Annotated in this window: 17 protein-coding genes and 1 tRNA gene; 4 read left to right on the top strand and 14 right to left on the bottom strand. The window is 65.2% G+C overall.

The window, feature by feature from the left end:
- Positions 1-3 precede the first annotated feature (3 nt).
- From rplK to ACSBM8_RS14760, 4 genes are all read right to left on the bottom strand, one after another.
- Positions 4-435: a 50S ribosomal protein L11 gene (gene rplK / locus ACSBM8_RS14745; RefSeq protein WP_442678755.1), complete on the bottom strand. Its 432-nt coding sequence runs from the start codon at positions 433-435 to the stop codon at positions 4-6.
- Positions 436-515: 80 nt separating this feature from the next.
- On the bottom strand, positions 516-1,055 hold the full coding sequence (nusG, locus tag ACSBM8_RS14750; protein WP_442678756.1) for a transcription termination/antitermination protein NusG: 540 nt from the start codon (positions 1,053-1,055) through the stop codon (positions 516-518).
- Positions 1,056-1,075: 20 nt separating this feature from the next.
- Entirely contained in the window at positions 1,076-1,303 is a 228-nt protein-coding gene (gene secE, locus ACSBM8_RS14755) for a preprotein translocase subunit SecE (RefSeq protein ID WP_442678757.1), read from the bottom strand.
- Positions 1,304-1,431: 128 nt separating this feature from the next.
- Positions 1,432-1,507 (bottom strand) — tRNA-Trp (locus ACSBM8_RS14760).
- Positions 1,508-1,748: 241 nt separating this feature from the next.
- Here ACSBM8_RS14760 and ACSBM8_RS14765 point away from each other — a divergent pair.
- Positions 1,749-2,279, top strand: a complete 531-nt coding sequence (locus tag ACSBM8_RS14765) for a CHAP domain-containing protein (RefSeq protein ID WP_442678758.1) — start codon at positions 1,749-1,751, stop codon at positions 2,277-2,279.
- A 109-nt stretch (positions 2,280-2,388) separates the two neighbouring features.
- On the opposite strand, the gene ACSBM8_RS14770 is transcribed toward ACSBM8_RS14765, so the two are convergent.
- The 9 genes from ACSBM8_RS14770 to ACSBM8_RS14810 all read right to left on the bottom strand — a co-directional run bounded on the left by ACSBM8_RS14770 (position 2,389) and on the right by ACSBM8_RS14810 (position 11,364).
- Positions 2,389-3,663 (bottom strand): MFS transporter, encoded by a 1,275-nt coding sequence (locus ACSBM8_RS14770; protein ID WP_442678759.1) that lies wholly within the window; start codon positions 3,661-3,663, stop codon positions 2,389-2,391.
- A 152-nt stretch (positions 3,664-3,815) separates the two neighbouring features.
- On the bottom strand, positions 3,816-4,382 hold the full coding sequence (locus tag ACSBM8_RS14775) for a hypothetical protein (RefSeq protein ID WP_442678760.1): 567 nt from the start codon (positions 4,380-4,382) through the stop codon (positions 3,816-3,818).
- Positions 4,383-4,417: 35 nt separating this feature from the next.
- Positions 4,418-5,062, bottom strand: a complete 645-nt coding sequence (gene gmk, locus ACSBM8_RS14780) for a guanylate kinase (protein WP_442678761.1) — start codon at positions 5,060-5,062, stop codon at positions 4,418-4,420.
- Positions 5,063-5,151: 89 nt separating this feature from the next.
- On the bottom strand, positions 5,152-6,039 hold the full coding sequence (locus ACSBM8_RS14785) for an RDD family protein (RefSeq protein WP_442678762.1): 888 nt from the start codon (positions 6,037-6,039) through the stop codon (positions 5,152-5,154).
- Positions 6,020-7,048, bottom strand: a complete 1,029-nt coding sequence (locus ACSBM8_RS14790) for a stage II sporulation protein M (protein WP_442678763.1) — start codon at positions 7,046-7,048, stop codon at positions 6,020-6,022. Before ACSBM8_RS14790 ends, ACSBM8_RS14785 begins: the two co-directional genes overlap by 20 nt.
- Positions 7,045-8,361: a DUF58 domain-containing protein gene (locus ACSBM8_RS14795; protein ID WP_442678764.1), complete on the bottom strand. Its 1,317-nt coding sequence runs from the start codon at positions 8,359-8,361 to the stop codon at positions 7,045-7,047. Before ACSBM8_RS14795 ends, ACSBM8_RS14790 begins: the two co-directional genes overlap by 4 nt.
- Complete coding sequence (locus ACSBM8_RS14800; RefSeq protein ID WP_442678765.1) at positions 8,358-9,314, bottom strand: AAA family ATPase; 957 nt, start codon at positions 9,312-9,314, stop codon at positions 8,358-8,360. The genes ACSBM8_RS14795 and ACSBM8_RS14800 overlap by 4 nt, the downstream gene beginning before the upstream one ends.
- Positions 9,311-10,564 (bottom strand): hypothetical protein, encoded by a 1,254-nt coding sequence (locus ACSBM8_RS14805; protein WP_442678766.1) that lies wholly within the window; start codon positions 10,562-10,564, stop codon positions 9,311-9,313. Before ACSBM8_RS14805 ends, ACSBM8_RS14800 begins: the two co-directional genes overlap by 4 nt.
- The gene (locus tag ACSBM8_RS14810) at positions 10,561-11,364 is read right to left on the bottom strand and encodes a DUF4129 domain-containing protein (RefSeq protein ID WP_442678767.1); all 804 of its coding nucleotides are present in this window, start codon (positions 11,362-11,364) and stop codon (positions 10,561-10,563) included. Before ACSBM8_RS14810 ends, ACSBM8_RS14805 begins: the two co-directional genes overlap by 4 nt.
- Positions 11,365-11,457: 93 nt before the next feature.
- On the opposite strand from ACSBM8_RS14810, the gene ACSBM8_RS14815 reads away from it, so the two are divergent.
- From ACSBM8_RS14815 to ACSBM8_RS14825, 3 genes are read left to right on the top strand one after another with little or no spacing between them, the layout of a single operon-like run.
- The gene (locus tag ACSBM8_RS14815; protein ID WP_442678768.1) at positions 11,458-12,234 is read left to right on the top strand and encodes a hypothetical protein; all 777 of its coding nucleotides are present in this window, start codon (positions 11,458-11,460) and stop codon (positions 12,232-12,234) included.
- Between the two features lie 11 nt (positions 12,235-12,245).
- The gene (locus ACSBM8_RS14820; protein ID WP_442678769.1) at positions 12,246-12,818 is read left to right on the top strand and encodes a DUF2585 domain-containing protein; all 573 of its coding nucleotides are present in this window, start codon (positions 12,246-12,248) and stop codon (positions 12,816-12,818) included.
- A 10-nt stretch (positions 12,819-12,828) separates the two neighbouring features.
- Positions 12,829-14,136: an amidohydrolase family protein gene (locus ACSBM8_RS14825; RefSeq protein WP_442678770.1), complete on the top strand. Its 1,308-nt coding sequence runs from the start codon at positions 12,829-12,831 to the stop codon at positions 14,134-14,136.
- Positions 14,137-14,352: 216 nt separating this feature from the next.
- On the opposite strand, the gene pbpC is transcribed toward ACSBM8_RS14825, so the two are convergent.
- Positions 14,353-16,404 carry a penicillin-binding protein 1C gene (pbpC, locus tag ACSBM8_RS14830; RefSeq protein ID WP_442681609.1) on the bottom strand — a complete coding sequence of 684 codons (2,052 nt, stop codon included), beginning with the start codon at positions 16,402-16,404 and terminating at the stop codon, positions 14,353-14,355.

A 16,404-nucleotide genomic window follows, 5' to 3' on the forward strand; every position in this document is an offset into this window, starting at 1 on the left:
GGATCAGCCCTCCACAACCTGCAGGCCCATCGCGCGCGCGGAGCCTTCGATGATCTTGGTCGCCGCTTCGATGTTGGTGGCGTTGAGATCCTTCATCTTCGTCGTCGCGATTTCGGACAGCTGCGAACGCTTGATCGTGCCCGCGGAAATCTTGCCCGGCTCCTTCGAGCCCGACTTCAGACCGGCGGCCTTCTTGATCAGATAGGATGCCGGCGGCGTCTTCGTCTCGAACGAGAAGCTGCGGTCGGCATAGACGGTGATGACCGTCGGCAGCGGCGTGCCGACTTCTTCGGAACCCGTCTGGGCGTTGAACGCCTTGCAGAATTCCATGATGTTGACGCCACGCTGACCGAGCGCGGGGCCGATCGGCGGGGACGGATTAGCCTTGCCGGCCGGCACCTGCAATTTGATATAACCCGTAATCTTCTTCGCCATGATTACCTCCTATGGCTTAGCGGTGCTGACGGCAGAACGAAGCCTGCCTCCCGCGGACTATCCCGGCTTGCGCCGGAAACTTACTTGACCCGTTCGACCTGCTCGAACTCGAGCTCGACCGGGGTGGCGCGACCGAAGATCGACACCGAAACCTTGACGCGGCCACGATCGAAATCGAGCTCTTCGACCACGCCGTTGAAGCTCGCGAACGGACCTTCCAGCACCTTGACCGAATCGCCGATATCGTAATCGACCTTCAGCTTGGCCTTGGGCTGCGCGACCGCGGCCTCTTCCTTCGTATTCAGAATCCGCGCGGCCTCGGCATCGGTGATCGGCTGCGGCCGACCGCTCGATCCCAGGAAGCCCGTGACCTTCGGCGTGTTCTTGACGAGGTGATACACGTCGTCATTCATCGCCGCCTTCAGCAGCACATAGCCCGGGAAGAATTTGCGATCGCTCGTCACCTTCTTACCGCGGCGAACCTCGGTGACCTTTTCCGTCGGCACTTCCACCGATTCGACCAGCTGCTCGAGGCCCAGGCGCCCGGCGTCGGCGAGGATCTGATCCTTCACCTTGTTCTCGAAGCCTGAATAAGCGTGGATGATATACCAGCGCGACATGTGTCGTTGTGATCCTGACCTTAAGAGGCGAGCGACAGAAGCTCGCGCACGATCCGGCTGAACGCCCAATCGACCGCGAAGAAGAAGATGCCGAGCGTCAGCGTCATGATAACCACCATCACGGCCGTCATCACGGTCTCTTTCCGGGTCGGCCAGACGACCTTGCCGGTCTCCGCCTTAACCTGGTTGACGAAAGTAGGGATGTTGGCGAGCCATGCGCCCACGCCACCCTTGCTTGCCTCTGCCACGGTCTTCCTTTGCCACAAACGAAACCAAGCCCAAGCGGCGGCACTCCCCCTAAGGGAGGCCACCCTGGGCCACACTCTTTCCCGAACCTTCGCCCCAGACCCTTCGGCCTGTGCCCGTCATCTTGCGATGGCAGGAGTGGAGGGACTCGAACCCACGGCCCTCGGTTTTGGAGACCGATGCTCTACCAACTGAGCTACACTCCTCCAGTCCGGGAGCGGGAGGCGACATAGCGGTGGGGTCTGCGATGTGCAAGTAGCCGTGACGATTCGTCGGCGAGATGCACCAACCGCGCCGAAATGAACGGATTCGTCGTCCGACTGACTTATCCACAAGGGACCAAATCAAGCGAGCGTGGAGTCCGCCCACTTCGTCGCAGCACGCTTTAACCGGAGCGCACTTCGTCCCTACCAACGCTTAACAGCGAGATCGGGGGATCATCCGAATATGTTACGACGCACCAAAGCGGCTTTTTGTTCCATCATGCTCATGGCCGCTCTGTCCGTACCGTCTGCGGCCAATGCCCAGACTTTCTGGCAATGCGCCCCCTTCGCCCGCGTTTTCTCGGGCATCCAGCTCTTCGGTGCTGCCGGGTCCTGGTGGAACCAGGCGATCGGCAAATATGCCCAGGGCTCCGCGCCCAAGGCCGGCTCGGTCCTCGTGTTCAAGGCGATCGGCTCGATGCGCTCGGGCCATGTCGCGACCGTCACCCAGGTCATTTCCGATCGCATCATCAAGGTGACGCACGCCAATTGGGGCGTGCGCGGCAAGGTTGAGCGCGACGTGACCGTGATGGATGCCTCTGCCAAGGGTGATTGGAGCGCGGTCAAGGTCTGGTACGGCCCGATCCATGACATGGGCATCAAGGCCTATCCGACCTACGGTTTCATCTATTCCGGTGCCAAGGCTGTCGCCAAGGGTGCCGAAGCGGCTGCCGCCAAGGCACTCCATTATGATGCGGACACGATCTCCGGCTGAGCCGCATTTCTCCTAACCATACCGCCCAAGTCCCACCCCTCCCTGCCGGATCCGGCCCCGTCGACGCGGTTGGCGGGAGAGGGCGGTGGGCTGAGGCCTGATACAGCGCCTACGCGTTGCCCCCCTCTCGCCCGGACGCAAGCAGCGCGACCAGACTGATCAGCGCCGCCCCACTGCAATAAAACCCCACCAGCGAAAGACCGCCGCGCGCCGCCAGTGCCTGCGCCACGAGCGGCGTAAGCCCGCCACCCAGCACACCCGCGACGCTGAACGCCATCGACACGCCCGTATAACGCACACGCGCGGGAAACAGGCTGGTCAGCCAGGACGCCAGCGGGCCGTAGAGAATACCCTTCACGCTCAGCGCGAGGGCGAGGAAGAGGAAGATCAGCAGGAGCGAGCCCGAACGCATCAGCGGCGCCATCAAAAGCCCAGCGAGGACAGCGGCAATGCAGCCAAATATCAGCATCCGGCGCGCGTCGAAATGGCGGTCTGCCAGCCACGCCGAGGCATAGATGCCCCCCGCCATGAACAGGATCGCGCCCAGCTGGACCGCCAGAAACTGTTCCATGCCATAGCCCAGCGTCTTCGTGCCGTAGCCCAGCGCGAAAGCAGTCGCGACATAATAGAGCGCGAAGCAGGCGATCGCGCCGACGGTCCCGGTCGCCAGCGCACCGAAATGGCGACTGACCAACTCGCCCAATGGCACGGCCGGCGGCGGCGCTTCCGCTAGGGCGGCGGAAAATTCGGCCGTCTCGGTAAGCTTCAGCCGGATCCAGAGGCCGATGCCGACCAGCAGCGCGGACAGGGCGAACGGCACGCGCCAGCCCCAGTCGTGGAATTGCTGCGGCGTCAACAGTGCGCCCAGGATCAGGAAGAGGCCGTTGGCGGCGAGAAATCCGGCCGGCACGCCCAGCTGCGGAAACATGCCGTAGCGCGCGCGCTTGCCCGGCGGCGCATTCTCCACCGCGAGCAGGACCGCCCCACCCCACTCGCCGCCCAGACCAAACCCTTGGCCGAAGCGCAGCACGCATAGCAGCAACGCCGCGATCCAGCCCGCGCTGAGATAGGTCGGAAGGCAGGCGACCAGCGTGGTCGAGATGCCCATCGTCAGCAGCGAAGCGACGAGGGTGGATTTACGGCCGACGCGGTCACCGAAATGACCGAAGAAGATCGCCCCCAACGGCCGTGCGACAAAAGCAACGCTGATCGTCGCGAAGGACAGCATCTGTTGCGCGGTATGGGACGCCTGGGGAAAGAAGAGCTGCCCGAACAGCAGGGCCGCTGCCGTGGTGTAAACGTAGAAATCGTAGCATTCGATGCCGGTCCCGACGAGGCTGGCGATCAGCACCCGGCGTGGCGAAGTCGGTGCCTGCGAGGCCATGTCCACACTCCCGCGACGGCTTTACGCCGCGGCGTCGGGAATTGGCTTTACGACCGGCGACGGTCAACCGCGCGGTCGCGCTTAACGGAGGAACAGTGGGAACGGCGCGACGTGCCGGTCAAGTCCGCCCGGAGTCGTGGCCTTGCGCGGTCCTAGCGCAGGGTTTGGGCCGTCTGTGCCTGCGGCAGGAACCAGCGGGCGATGACCAGCGCCGACGCGGACAACATCGCCAGATCCGCGATCAGGGCATAGATCGCATAGCGCCAGTCGCCATGCATCCAGATCGGATCGCCGATCACGATCATCACCGTCGCGGCTGCGCTCAGCCCAATGGCCAGCCGCGCGCGCGAGGCGAAATCGGTGACGCGCGTGGCCACCGCCAGCAGGCTCAATCCGATCATCAGCGACACGATGACTTCCTGGATAAGACCGCCGATCATGGCGGCGGGATCGCTGCCGGCAAAGCCACCGACATTGAAGTCGATCGTGGCGACCGGACCTTTGCTATAGCCATTGGCGCCGACCTGCGACGCGGGATTGGGCACGACGTAGCGCCCCGTATGCGGCAAATTCTGCGCAAGGCTCAGCTGAAGCGCCGCATTCTGCGCATCGTTCGCACGCGAATAGCCCAGATATTGCAGGGGCGTGGCCCAGAAGAGAAAGCCCACGATGAACATCGCGATGCCGCCGACGAGGCTTCCGATAACAACCCGAACCATGTCGCGCTCCCCTCTTACTGAGGACGCATCCTAGCTTAACCCGCCTTGGGCGTCATCAGCTTGCGTACGAAGCCGATCAGCCCGGTCTGGCGCGATCGGCGCAACCGTTCTGCGATCAGGATGTGGCACACTTGCGCGAAGCAGGATTCGACATCGTCGTTGATCAGCACATAATCATAGCCATCCCAGTGGCTGATTTCCGAATTGGCGCGTGCCATGCGGCCGTCGACCACTTCCTTGCCGTCGGTGCCGCGCGTCAACAGCCGGCGCTCAAGCTCCTGGACGGACGGGGGCAGGATGAAGACGCGCACCACATCGCCACCGGCCTGCTGATACAGCTGCTGCGCGCCCTGCCAGTCAATGTCGAACAGGACATCGCGGCCCGCCGCCAGCATCGCCTCCACCGGCGCGCGCGGCGTGCCATAGCGATGGTCGAAGACGTGGGCCCATTCCATCAGCTCGCCGTCGCCGACCATATCCTTGAAGGTCGGCACATCGACGAAATGATAATCGCGGCCATCTACCTCGCCAGGCCGGATCGGCCGGGTGGTGACGGAGACGGAAAGCTCAATGTCCTTGTCCGCCGCGAGCAGCATGCGCGCGATGGTGGATTTGCCCGCGCCGGAGGGCGAAGACAGGACGAACAGGACACCACGACGATCAAGACCGGGAAGAGGCATGGCCGCTCTTGGCGGCGTCGCCCGCGAAGGTCAACGCCGTCCGGCACATCGCGCGCATCGATATGCGGACGCAAATGACAGCGACTTCTCTACGCCCGGGCGCGCGCCGGCGCATATTTGTTGTCGCGGCGATGGCCCAGCATCATGCGATGCTCAAGCCTGACGCACAGCGCGCGATAATAATCGGTCAGGAAGCCCAGATCGTCGCCATCGTCGGCAATCTCTGCCTTCTCCCGGATCGTGCTGGCCACCGTCGCCAATGCATCCGGCCGCGCCGCGCGCAAGACCGACTCCAGCGTCTGCAGCTCGTACACGCCATAAAGGTCGAGCGCGGCATCGCTGAAGCGGCGCTGCGATTGGGCGGCGGCCGGCGCATTGCCGATATCCTCCGCCAGCGTCGCATGCATCGTCTGGACGACCCAGGTCCCGCCGACCAGATCGCCGATGCGCAGGCGATCGCGGTTGAACAGCGGGAAGAACAGGAAAATACCGGTCCACATCAGCGCGAAGATGACCAGAAAGGCATCCGCCGCATTGTCGCCGACCTGATAGGCAAGGAAAGAAAGCGGCAGGAAAATCTCGATCTCGCGCATCGCGTTGCGCGCGATCACCGCACCGCCGGTCAGCGGGCCGCCGTCGCGCGCTACCACGCGCAGTCCCAGCATCCGCTTGCCGGGCGTCGCGCCGCGTCGGCCGATTTCAAAGAGAACGAACCAGCCGTTACGCAGGATGAAAAAGCCGAGCAGCCACAATATGGCGAGCATTTCCCACTTGCCGGCCACGAACAGCAATCCGATCGCGATGCTCCCCGCGATCAGCACGAGCAGCATCAGCACGCCATCGATCATGAAGGCGGCCGCCCGCGCGCCGGCCGAGCCGAGCTCCAGCCGCAGATCGACGCCTTCGGGCGTGATGAACGCCCGCTTCAGCGTCTTCGGCGATGCCCCGAGCGCGCGTTTACGATCCTGTCGGGCCATGTTTCTTCCAGGGTGCGTAGAAATAGGTCAGCCAGCCGATCAACATGAAACTGCCGATGCCATAACGGATCACGTCGGACTGGATGGTCTGCCGCCCGATGCCCTCCAGCAATCCTGCCATGATCAGCATCACCACCGCACCGCCCATCAGGATGGAGGCCTGCCGGCCGGTCGCGAAAGCGTAATCGGTACGCGCCGCCCGCCCCGGAAAAGCGATGGCAGTGCCGATCCGGAACCCGGCTGCCCCCGCCAGGATCGTTGCGAAAATCTCGGTCGTGCCGTGGATGAACAACCAGCCGCCCGCTTCAAACCCCAGGCCCTTGCTGGTGAAGACCGCCAGGAAGGCACCGAGCATCATGCCATTGTACAACAGCAGCAACGCGGTCGGGATGGCAAAGGCAAAGCCCAGCGCAAAGGCAAAGATCGCGATCTGGGCATTGTGGCTGAACAGCGAGGTGGCGAATACCGCCAGTCCCTTCTGGCTACCGCCTCCATAGAGCGTCGCGCGCAGCGAGGCCGCACTGGCGGAGGGATCGCGCCCGTTGGACATGCCGTCCGGCATGATCGAATAGAAAAAGGAAGGATCGTGTAGCACCAGCAGAAAGCCGGAGAGCGCCGCCACGAAGGTCAAAACCGCCGCCGCCAGCGTTTCGCGCCACAGCGAACGCGTCGCCATCGGCCAACCGCTCGCAAAGAAGCTGGCGAGTTGACGCCAGAAGGATGTCGGCACGCCGTAAATCTGGAAATAGGCCCGTGCGCACAGCGCCTCGAGATAGGTGACCAGCGCGCGATCCAGCGACGTTTCCCGTGCGACCGACAGCGACGACAAGGCCGCGCTGTACAACAGCGGCAATGCCATCAATTCATCCTCGGTCAGGGCACGCGTGCCGCGCCGCTCGATCCGATTGACGATATTCTCCAGCTGGCGCCAATCCTGCTCATGCGCCGCCCGGAAGCGGCTGGCATTGACCATGACCTTGCCCGGCGTATCGCCGACCAGCGCGCTCACAATATGTCCTTGCGCTTGAGATCGACATAGGCCGCGATCAGGCGCTCGGCGACTTGCCCATAGGGGCTTTCGATCACATGGGCGCCCAAGTGCCGCAGCCGCAGCAGCACCAATTGACGGTCGCGCAACAACGCCGCCGAGGTTACCGCACGGGTAATGTCGTCCGCATCCTGCGGCATCTTGTCGACCAGCGCCTCCAGCGCCTCGTCGCGCAGCACCACGACCAGCAGCAGATGCGTGGCCATCAACCGTGCCGATGCCCGCACCATGAATTCGGCCGAAGTCAGATCGGCGAATTCGGTGAACAGGACGATCATCGATCGCCGCTTGAGCACGGTGGCGAGACTGGTCAGCGCGAACGTATAATTGGTTTCCTCGCTGCTATAGTCGATATCGCCGGCCAGCCGCTGCAGTTCGCCGAAGGAGGCGGTTCCGCCGATCAGGCCGGATGCGATACGCGGCCGGCTGTCGAAGGCATGAAGCGCGACCCGGTCCCCCAGCTTCAGCACGATCCACGCCATCAGCAGCATCGCGGTGACGGCCCGGTCGACGCGCGGAAGGCCCGCCAGCGGCTCGCTCATCTGCCGGCCGCTGTCGACCGCGAACACGATCTGGCTGTTGCGCTCCGAACGATATTCCTTGGCGTGCAATTTACGGTGCCGTGCCGACTGCTTCCAGTCGATTGCGCGCCGATCCATGCCGGAGCGAAACTCCACCAGCGCATCGAAATCGACGCCGTCGCCCCGGTCGACCTGCGTCAGCAGGCCTTGCAGCGCATGGCGCTCGAAGATGCGCGCGCCATGCTCGCGCACGGCACGGACGTCGGGCGTTACCAGCGTCGTCAGCGCTGCGTCCCGCTGCGCCTGCTTCCAGACGAGCCCCAGCGGCCCCTTCCAGCGCAGCCACAACCGGTCGACGCGCGCATTGCCGCGTCGTACGGCCAGGATCGGCAGCACGCCGCTGCCTTTCCCGTCGACCAATGGCAGCCACAGCCGCCCCTCGTCCGCCATCAGCAATAACGGGTCATTGGCCAGCGCGACCTCACACCATCCGGTGCCGCTGCCGCGCGCGATGGCAACCTCGATCGACGCATCGGCATCGCCGCCCACCGGCGCGGTCCGCGGCAGGGCCACCTGCAGCGTCGCGCGGCGCGGATGCGGGCCGGTCAGCGCGTCGACGCCCGCCAGCAGCAGGATCGCCAGCGGCCATGCCAGGCCCGCATACCAGGCGCCCGGCAACAGCACGCCGATCAGCAAGGCGATGGGCACGCCCGCCGCGCTTGCGAAGATGGCGAGCCGCGTCGGGCTGATCACCGCGGCGCCTCGATCGTCGCGATGATCCCCATCACCACCTCCTCGACCGTACGACCATCAATCTCCGCCGCGGGCGCCAGGATCAGCCGGTGGCGCAGCAAGGCCGGGCTCAGCGCCTTGACGTCGTCCGGTATGACGAAGTCGCGCCCGTCCATCGCTGCCCGCGCCCGCGCCGCCCCGGCCAGCATCGCGCCCGCGCGCGGGCTGGCACCACTCTCCAGATCGGCGACGCTGCGGGTGCCGCGGACCAGGGCCGCGATATAGTTCACCACTTCGTCCACCAGCCGGATCGAGGCGACGGCCTCGATCGCCGCCGCGATCGTGGCCCCGTCGGTCCGCCGCTCGACGCCCCAATCTTCGGGCGACATCGCCGATTTACGCGCGCCGTGGGTGGCGATGATCCGCCGCTCCTCCTCTTCGCTCGGATAATCGACGCGCTGCTTGAACAGGAAACGGTCGAGCTGCGCCTCCGGCAGCGGATAGACGCCCTGCTGTTCGATCGGGTTCTGCGTTGCGATCACGGTGAAGCGGTCGCCCAGCGGCAGGCTGTCGCCGTCGATCGTGACGGTGCGTTCCTGCATCGCTTCCAGCAGCGCCGCCTGCGTCTTGGGCGGCGTCCGGTTGATCTCGTCCGCCAGCAGCAGGTCGGTGAAGATCGGGCCACGGGTCAGGGTGAAGGTCGACGTCTGGAAATTGAACAAATTGGCGCCGATGATGTCGCCCGGCATCAGATCCGGCGTGAACTGGATGCGGCCGAAGTTGAGCCCGACCGCGCGCGCAAAGCTATGCGCCAACAAGGTCTTGGCGGTCCCCGGCGGTCCTTCCAGCAGGATGTGGCCGCCAGCGAACAGGGCGACCAGCATGTAATCGACGGTCTCCTCCTGGCCGACGACGGCTTTGGCAACCTCGGCCCTGATGGCGGCGGCGAGCGCCTGTACTTCGTCGACCGTCACCTTTGTCTCTCCTTCTGCCACTTGTAGAGTGCCTGCGCCGCTTCGATCAGCGCGACGCGGTCGGCCGCACCCGAGGCCGCCCGCGCCAATTCGCTGAAAGGTTGGCCGCGCCCGGCGCTCATCTTGTCGAGATGTGCGTCCAGCGCCGCGTCTTTCAGCCGTGCCGGAATCTTGAAGATCGCGACGGCACGCTCGCGCATGACCTGGACATAGCGGTTGCCAAGCTGGCGCTCGCGGCCGGCGCGGCGGATCAGCTTGGCGCTATTGTCCACCAGCACCGCCTTGCCAAAGCCCGTCGCGCGCGTCCGTGGCCGTATCGGACCAAACCGGCCTACCGCATGCCAGCCGGCCAGCAGCAACACCGCCACCAGCGCCAGCGTCGCTGCCAGGAACGGCGGCGTGAATGCCAGTTTGAGCGGGCTGGACGAGCGGCCAAATCCATTGGTCGTCACGTCGAACGCAATGGAGGACGCGTTGGTCGCGTTCATCCAGTCGAGCATCGCCAGCGTCTGCTCCACCTGGCGGAGATTGGTGATGCCGGCGTTCGACATCAGATCGGGGTCGGCCAACAGATAGAGCGGCCCGGATCCGTAGCGGGCGAGGACGATATCGCCCGCGCGATCGGTCAATAGCGGGATCAGGGCGAGGCCCTCCCCGCGCCGTGGCGTCTGGCCGGTGATCACCTGCAACACGCGCGGCGCAGCGGGGCGGATCGTGCGATCGAAGCCATTAGTGGGGAATAGCAGGTCGCGGCCGCTGGTCCGCTTTCGCACGAGGCGGAAGACAACATTCGGCGCCAGCATCCGACCGGGATCGTTGACGGGCAGCAGCGCATCGACATGCACCCAGCCGCTGTGGCTACGGTCCAGCGACACATCCCATTTGGGAAATACCAGCAGCGTGGGCTTATTGTCCCGACCCTTCAGGACCGGCGACAATTCCTGCGTGCCATGATCGGGCGTGGTGATCAGCAGATCACGCGTCCCCAGCTGGTGCACATTGCGAACGACGATCGGATTGCGGCCGGTCGCCTTCGCCAGCCGGACGATGCCGTTGAATCCGGTCGCTGCGTTGGACAGAGCGTGCGCCCCGCCATTGCGCCCCGATCGCAGGTCGGGTGAAAAGGCCGCCAGGATCAGCATTCCCGCAAAGCCCAGGATGCCGATGATGACGATCAGCGCGACCGTGCGCGTCCGGAACGTGTCGGCGCCGCCTTTCCGCCCCTCGCGGCCGATCGGAACGTCGCTCATGCCGCCGCGCTCCAGCTCGGCTGGCGCGCAAAATCGGCATAGGCCGCCCGGCACGACGACCATTCGTCCGCGCCGACCGACCGACCGCCGAAGAGGCTGCGTTCGACCACCGCCGCAATCGTCGCGAACAATTCGCGCGCCCGCGATGGCACCGCCGTGGCACGCGCAAGATCGCGGCTCGTCAGGGCCGGCTTGACCAATCCCGGCCGCCGCGTCCCGATATCTTCCACGCTACGTAGCAGGAGATGATGCGCCGCTTGCGCATACAGGCCGCGCGCGGCGAGCGCATCGGCCTCTTCGAGCCATTGGCGCGCAGGGCCGGCTTCCGGCTGCCAGGCCTCCTCTTCCGGTGCGTCTTGGCTGGGCGCCTTGCGACGGCGCCACTTGGGCCAGCGCCAGCTGCCTTCGCGCAGGCGCGTCACGATCATCCACAATAAGGACGCTGCGACCGCCGCAATCGCCAGCCACAGGAAGATTTCTGCGTAAGGCAGATCGGGAATGAACCGGCCGATCCACCGAAAGAAGCGGCCGATCGGCTTGAAAAAGTCGTCCAGCCAATGACCGAATTTATTGGCCCACGCCGGCGGCTTGGGCGGTGGCGCCCGCCGCTGCAGCGTGAACTGAATGTCCGGATCGGCGCGCAAGGCGCGATGGGCTGCTGCCAGGCGCTCGGCGGCCGTCAGCTGATTCGGTTCCGCGATGATCTGCCCCCAGCCAGCCTGCAGGCCTGTGTATCGCAAGGCCGGCAGACCGCAATGTCGAAAATAGACACTATCCAAAAAAGGCGTGCAAGCGCTCATGAACGATGCCTTGCTGGCCGCACATTTTGTGGGCAGACCGCTTTCGGCTGCTTCGTCTTGCCAGTGTCGCGGTTGATTTGCGGAGGAGATCGGGTGGCGACGCAGGCTTCAATTGGCGAAACGATGCTGATCAGCAACGTCATCCGCCGCACGACGGATCTCATGCGGCACAATGCTTTGGCCGTGTTCGGTCCCGTTTGTCTGCTGGAGGCGCTGCAAGCCTTGCTAGCTTCGGAGCCTTACGCGCTTTTGGCTTACCAGGGATTTTACGGCGGTAGCCTGACGGTCGCCACGTTCCTGTCCTTGCTGGCGATCCTGATCGGCCTGATCACGCAGGCTGTTGTGCAAGCCTGTGTCACCGCCGCCATGCTGGCGGAAGGGGAAGGCCGCAAGGCGAGCTTGGCGGAGTGTCTGCGCCTTGCCCTGCGCTGCTTCCTGCCGCTGATCCTCGTGAGCACGCTCACGTCGCTTGCCATCGGATTGGGCGTGCTGATGCTCGTGGTTCCGGGTCTGCTCGTCGCGACCATGTGGTTCTTGGCAGCACCCGTCACCGCCTTCGAGGACGCGAGCCTCTCCGGATCGTTCAACCGCAGTCAGGATTTGACCCGCGGCTCCCGCTGGAAAATATTCGCGCTCCTTCTGATCATCCTCTGCGTGATGATCGTCCTTGCCATGATTGCGGCGTTTCTGGAATCCGCTGTGGGGTTGATCAGTCCCAGCCTGGGCGTGATTGCCACTCCGATGCTGACGGTCGTCCTAGCCTGCTTCACGACCAGCATACCTGCCATTGTCGCCAGCGCCACCTATGTCGAGCTGCGTGATCTTTACGGCGGCGGTCCGACGGCCCTGCTCGGGAGGGTGTTCCAGTAACCCACTTTCCTTTGGCCTGGGCCCGCAAGTCGCCGTCGCGGACATGTGCCGCCGTCACCACCCTGGCCATCCTGCTGGTCACAGCGGCGATACTGTTCGTCATGGGGCGGCCGCCCATCTGCAGCTGCGGCTATGTCGCCTTGTGGCATGGAGCGATCGACGCCGGGAACAGCCAGCATCTGCTGGACTATTATTCCGCCAGCCACCTGATCCATGGTTTCCTCTTTTACGGCGCGGGCTTCCTGCTGTTACGCCGTTTCAGCGTGTCGCTGCGGCTGATCCTCGCCACGCTGATTGAGGCCGGTTGGGAGCTGCTGGAAAACTCGCCGATGGTGATCGACCGCTACCGCACGGCGACGATGGCACTGGGCTATACCGGGGACAGCATCATCAATTCGCTATCCGATATCACCTGCATGATGATCGGTTTCGCGCTCGCGCGACGTCTGCCGATATGGGCCACGATCGCTGCCGCAGTAGCGCTTGAGCTCGTGACATTAGCGCTGATCCGCGACAATCTCACGCTCAATATCGTGATGTTGCTATGGCCGCTGGAGGGCATCCGGCAATGGCAGGCAGGGTGAAGGGGGTTTGATGAGAGTGAAATTTGCGGTCGCCGGCGCGCTGGCGCTGATCCTTGCAGCTTCGGCATCCGCCAAGGATGTCGTGATCCACGCCGGTACCCTGATCGACGGCACGGGCGGCGCACCCCGCCGCCAAGTCTCGATCCTGATCCACGACGATCGTATCCGTGCGATCCAGTCCGGCTTCGTCACCCCCGCCGGGGCCGAGGTGATCGACCTGTCGCAGAAGACGGTTCTGCCCGGCCTGATCGATACCCACGTCCACATCATGGCGACCTGGCATGGTGGCGACCCGATCCGGCTTGCCGTCACCACCAGCGACTATGATACGCTGATCGACGGCGTGAACGACGCTCGCGCCACCCTGCTCGCCGGCTTCACCGCGATCCGCGATGTCGGCGATTCGACCACCGCGGTGGTCGCGCTGAAGAAAGCCGTTGCAGCGGGCACCATCCCCGGCCCGCGCATGTGGGTGTCCGGCGCCGCGCTCGGCCCGACCGGCGGCCATGGCGATCCTGCCAACGGCCTGCTGCCCGAATTCGGCGAGATTCCCGGCTGGCGGCAAAATTTGATCGACAGCCCGGAGGAGGCGCGAACGACCGTGCGCCGGATGTGGCGCGCGGGCGTCGATCTGATCAAGATCATGCCGTCTGGTGGCGTCATGTCGATCGGCGACGATCCCAAGCTCCAGTTGATGGAGGACGATGAGATCAAGGCGGTGATCGAGACCGCACACTCGCTCGGCATGAAGGTCGCGGCGCATGCGCATGGCAAGCAGGCGATCGACCATACGATCGCGCTGGGCGTCGATTCGATCGAGCATGGCAGCTATGCCGACGCCGACAGCTACAAATTGTTCAAGCAGCACGGCACCTATCTCGTGCCGACCATGCTGGTCGGCCAGCGCGTCTACGAGCGCGCCAAAACCCATCCCGAGCAACTCAACCCCTCCACCGCGGCCAAAGCCCTGGTGATCGGGCCGTTGCTGCAGAAGAATCTCCACGATGCGCATGCTGCCGGCGTGAAGATCGCCTTCGGAACCGATACGTTCGGCCTGTCGGCGCACGGCGAGAATGCGCAGGAATTCGCGATCGAGGTCGCCGCGGGCATGACGCCGATGGAAGCGATCCTGACCGCCACGCGCAACGCTGCCGATCTGATCGGCGCCAGCGCGGATATCGGTTCGGTGCAGCCGGGCCGCTATGCCGACATCATCGCCGTAACCGACGATCCGTTGCAGCAAGTGCGCGCGCTGGAGCGGGTCGACTTCGTGATGAAAGGCGGCACGGTCGTGAAAGCCGGCGGCAAGCCGATCTAGGACGTGATGACTTCGGTAGGACCCGTTCGTCTCGAGGTGCGATCTAGCCCTTCGACTGCCTGCGAGGCAGGCGCTCAGGACAGGCTTGTCGAGAGCGCGTATCGAGAGACCATCACAAATGCCTCGATACGCGCCCTCGATACGCCCTGCGGGCAACTCGGTCGCTACTCGGCACGAACGGATCAGTGTAAAGTCATCATACTCTAGGATTGTCCGCTATTTGATTGTGAAGAGGATCTGATCCTCCGCCTTGCCGTCGCGTCCGATCAGCGCCAGCCGGTGCGCGCCGGGCGGCGGCAGGATCGTGGGGCTTTCGGTCGCCTCGCCCAGATCGCGGCGATCCAGGCGCCAGCGCTGGCCGGCGCTCACCCCCACCGCGGCAAAGCGAATGCGCTGGCGTCCGGTCGGAATATCGGGGTCCAGCGCATAGACGCTGCCGGACACAGGGCTGACGATATGGGGCCGCCGCGCCGTCGCGGGCGCCTGCGCCAGGATCGTCTGCCCGGTATTGCCCAGGAAATATTCGGCACGCGCCGGCTCGACCGCGCCGGCGAAGCGCACCATCCGCGCATGCACCTGCGGCACCATGGCGGGCGCGCGTCCCGGACGGTCGCGATGCAGCGCCAGCATGATCTCGCGCCAGATCGGGGCGGCGCCGCTGGTTCCCGACACATGCGTCATGCTGTCGCCCTCGGCATTGCCAACCCAGACGGCGACCGTGAAGCGATCCGAAAAGCCGACGCACCAATTGTCCCGCATCGCCTTCGACGTGCCGGTTTTTGCGGCCGCCCAGAAGGGCAAGCGCAAGGCCGAATCCAGGCCGAAGGTCACCGATCGCGCATTGGCGTCGGCCAGGATATCGTCGACGATCCAGGCCGCCCCCGACGTCATCACCGCGCGACGCCTGCCAACCGGATCGTCCAGCCGCAGCCGCAGCGGCCGGTAATAGCCCGCATCGGCCAGCGCGCGGTAGGCCGCCGCCTGCTCCAGCAGCGTGACCTCGGCCGAGCCAAGCGCCAGGCTGAAACCGTAATAATTGCCGTCCTCGGTCAGCCCGCGATACCCCAGGTCCCACAGCCGATCGCGAAAATCCTCGACGCCGTCGACGAGCAGCGCGCGCACCGCCGGCACGTTCAGCGATCCGGCCAGCGCCGTCCGCACGCTCACCGGCCCCTTATACTGATGGTCATAATCCTTGGGCACATACAGGCCCGATGCCGTGTCCAGTTCCACCGGCAGATCGTCCAGGATCGAAGCGGCGGTCAGATAGCCGCGTTCGATCGTCTGGCCGTACAGAAACGGCTTCAGCGTCGATCCTGCCTGGCGCGGCGCGGCGGCATTGTCGACATGCGCCGCAGTGGACGATCCGCCGTCGACGCCGCCGACATAGGCCAGCACGTCGCCCGTGCGATTGTCGACCACGATTACGGCCCCGTCACGAGCACGTTCGCCGCCCAGGCCCAGCAGCTGATGCCGCAGAGCCGTGGCGGCCACCGCCTGCACGCCCGCGTCCAGCGTGGTCGTCACCGTCTGCCCCGGTTCCGCCAGCAGACGGACCGCCAGATGCGGCGCCAGATTGGGATCGTCGGCACCGCTTTGCATCCGTGCGACCATGCCTTCCGCCTGGGCCAGCATCATCGTGCAGTCCGGCCGCTTGCCGATGCGGCACGCCCGCCGCGCGATCCGGCCCGCATCCGCCTGGGGCGCCGGCAATTGCGCGGCCAGCAGCAGCGCCTGATCCTGGTCCAGCATCGCCGGTGCCTTGCCGAACAGCGCCCACGACGCCGCACCGATCCCCTGATTTTCCCCGCGAAAGGCAGCCAGGTTCAGATAGGCTTCCAGTATCTGGTCCTTCGACCATGCGGCTTCGATCGCGTGCGCCGCCCGGATCTGGCGCAGCTTGCCGCGCAGCCCGCGCGTCCCGGGCTCGCCCAGTTCCGGCGCGACGAAGCCGGCCAGCTGCATCGTCAGCGTACTGGCGCCCCGCGCATGCCGACTATGCAGGCCGGCCCAGGCCGATCCCACCATGCCGGCCCAATCGACCCCGCCATGGGTGCGGAAACGCCGATCTTCCCCCGCGACAACCGCCTCGCGGACCTCCGGGGCGACCTTGTCGATCGGCACCCAGTCCAGCCGCCGCACCGAATAATCCACCCGGATCATGTCCAGCAGCCGGCCGTGACGATCGCGCAGCCACGCTTCGCTGGACCGCCAGTCGCTGCGTGCCTGCGCATAATCAGGCATCGCCGGCGGGCGGGTCCACAGCAT

Origin of the sequence: Sphingomonas sp. ASY06-1R, from assembly GCF_052180265.1 — a bacterium.
GTDB lineage: Bacteria > Pseudomonadota > Alphaproteobacteria > Sphingomonadales > Sphingomonadaceae > Sphingomonas_I.